Genomic DNA, 2,986 nt, shown 5'->3' with positions numbered 1-2,986 from the left:
ATCACCCTGAGTTCGTCCCGCGACATCCCGTTCAACCGGCTGGTGCTGTCCCAGTCCAACGTGCGGCGGGTAAAGTCCGGCCTGTCGATCGAAGAACTGGCCCGCGATATCGAGCGTCGCGGGCTGCTGCAGGGCCTGAACGTCCGTCCCGTGCTTGATGGCGAAGGGGCCGAGACCGGCACTTACGAAGTCCCTGCCGGCGGACGGCGCTTCCGTGCCCTCGAACTGTTGGTGAAGCAGAAGAAACTGGCGAAGACCGCCCCCGTGCCCTGCGTCGTGCGCGAAGCCGGATCGGCCATTCTTGCCGAGGATGACTCTCTGGCCGAGAACGTCCAGCGCGTGGCTCTGCATCCGCTGGACCAGTTCCGCGCTTTTCGCGACATGCTGGAGAAAGGCATGTCCGAGGAGGAAATTGCCGCCGCGTTCTTTGTCGCACCCGCTGTGGTCAAACAGCGCCTGCGGCTGATGACCGTGTCGGACAGGCTACTGGAGATATACGAGCAGGATGGCATGCGACTGGAACAGTTGATGGCCTTTTCCATCAGCGACGACCACGCGCGGCAGGAACAGGTCTGGGAGATCGTATTTCAGAACCATAACCGCGAACCCTATGTTATCCGCCGCATGCTGACAGAAAAGACCGTGCGGGCGTCCGATGCGCGCGCCCGATTCGTCGGGCTGGACGCCTATCTCGCGGCGGGTGGTCCCATCATGCGCGACCTGTTCGAGGCCGATGATGGCGGCTGGTTGCAGGATCCGGCCATTCTGGACCGGCTGGTCATGGAAAAACTGCACACAGCCGCTGAGGATATCCGCGCCGAGGGCTGGAAATGGGTCGAGACGGCCCTGTCGTTTCCATGGGGCCACACACGGCAGTTCGCGGAAATCGAGGGCACGGAAGTGCCGCTGTCCGATGAAGAAACCGCCCGTGTCGAAGCCCTGCGTGTCGAGCAGGAAACTATCGAGGAGGAATATGCTCAGGCCGATGAATACCCCGACGAGGTCGATGCACGGCTGGGCGAGATCGAACAGGCCATCCTTGCCCTGGAGGAACGGCCACCGGCGTTCGATCCTGCCGAGATGGTGCGGGCAGGCGCCTTCGTCAGCCTTGATAGTGACGGTACGCTGCAGGTAGAGCGGGGCTTCGTTTTGCCCGAGGACATGCCGACCAAGTCCGAGGAGGTCGATGACACCAGCGGTGTCGATGGATACGATCATGCTGCGTATGATGGGCGGGATGACCGTATTGCTGATGATGGCGGCGACGGGGGCGGGGAGGGTGATACTACCGCTCCCGACCTCGAACCCGAGGAAGAAGACGGGATCAAGCCGTTACCCGACCGGCTTCTCACCGAACTGACGGCCTGGCGCACGCTGGCCCTACGGGATGCCTTTGCCGGCAACCCACACATCGCCCTGACCGAATTCCTGCACACATTGGTGCGCGATGTTTACTGGCAGACACCGGGGGCTGACTGCCTGGAAGCCTATGTCCGCGAAATCGCGCTGCCGGTCCATTCACCCGACATGCCGGGCAGCCTGCCGGCCCATGCACTGCGCCAGCGCAACGAGGGCTGGAAGCACGATCTGCCGGAGGATGAGGACGCGCTATGGTGCTGGATCGACGGGCTGGACGACACCAGTCGCATGGCCCTGCTGGTCCATTGCCTGTCCTTCGGGGTTAACGCGCTTTATGAGCGCATGCCATCCTATGGCGCGGTGTCGCAGCGCAGCGTGACCGAACGCCTCAAACGGGCAGACCGTCTGGCATCTGCTCTCAGTCTCGACATGGTGGAGGCGGGCTGGCAGCCGACCGTCGAGAATTATCTCGGTCGGGTGACCAAGGCGCGTATCCTGCAGGCGGTGCGGGAAGCACGCGGCGATGAGGCGGCCGACCGCATTGCCCACCTGAAAAAGCCCGACATGGCACGCGAGGCCGAGCGGCTGCTGGAAGGGGCGGGCTGGCTACCCGAAGCGTTGCGCACGATAGAGCGACCAGATGACACATCTGCCGATATGGCGGTAGCGGGCGAAGACGTGGAGGCTATCGCCGCCGAATAAAACGATGGGTTTTGGAACTTTGAGACAGCGGCTTCCGGGCACCGGAAGCCGCTTTTTTCATGTCCGGCGCCCCGGAAAGAGGGAGAGGGCGGATTCGCCTTCTGTGCCGAATAACCGGCATCAGAGGAGAGTTTTCCATGACCACAACCACCATCCTGCCCCCCGCGTCCCGTGGCACCGCGTCCGGCGGCTTCCGCATCGATCCTTCGCGCGGCGAACGCAGCGCCCGCGTCTCGTCCGAATGGTTCTCGCGCCCGGATGACGAGTGCTACCTGTCACTATCCGACCTGCACGCCGCGACCCTGGCCCGTGCAGATCGGGCCACGGCCCGCACGGTGGAAAGCCGCGCCATTCGCGTGGAAGCGTCCCGCGACAATGCCGAACGCCTGACGCTGACCGTGCCGGGACAGAATGAGCCGATCGCACCGACTCACTGGTCGTTCGGCCAGATGTGCAGTCTGGTCGGCGCACCGTCATCCTATCTGCGCAATCTTCCGGCTCCCCTGGCAGCAATCAACCTGCAGCACGGCCTGCTGTCGCACCGCGCCGAACTGGTCAAAACACTGGAGACGGAAGACGGACGCGTGGAACTGCGCGCCGTAACCGGTCCCGATTATGGCCGCATCTGGGACCATGAACTGGTGGGCGCGGTGCGCAAGATCGCGGGGGACGGCACAGGCGATACCAACTGGAAGGTGCCGGGCGTGATCGACTGGGCGACCATGACCCACAATCCTTACGTCGATATCACCAAGGAAACCACGACGCTGTATGCGTCAGACAGGGACGTGTTCCTGTTTCTGGTCGATGATACGCATCCGATCGAGGCAGGACGTTTGCCCAATGGTGATCCTGATCTCTATTTCCGGGGCTTTTATGCTTGGAACAGCGAGGTCGGCAGCAAAAGCCTCGGCATCGCGTCATT

Annotated in this window: 2 protein-coding genes; both read left to right on the top strand. The window is 63.0% G+C overall.

Going from position 1 to position 2,986, the window contains the following annotated elements; all coding sequences use genetic code 11:
- On the top strand, positions 1 to 2,061 hold a 2,061-nt coding region (locus B7G66_RS12975), incomplete at its 5' end, for a ParB/RepB/Spo0J family partition protein (RefSeq protein ID WP_048859264.1).
- A gap of 137 nt (positions 2,062 to 2,198) precedes the next feature.
- On the top strand, positions 2,199 to 2,986 hold a 788-nt coding region (locus B7G66_RS12970), incomplete at its 3' end, for a hypothetical protein (protein ID WP_048859263.1).

The sequence above is a fragment of the Novacetimonas hansenii JCM 7643 genome (genome assembly GCF_000964405.1).
Taxonomy (GTDB): domain Bacteria; phylum Pseudomonadota; class Alphaproteobacteria; order Acetobacterales; family Acetobacteraceae; genus Novacetimonas; species Novacetimonas hansenii.
The sequence above is the reverse complement of the archived record's forward strand: the minus strand, read 5'-3'. Positions and strand labels throughout refer to the sequence as shown.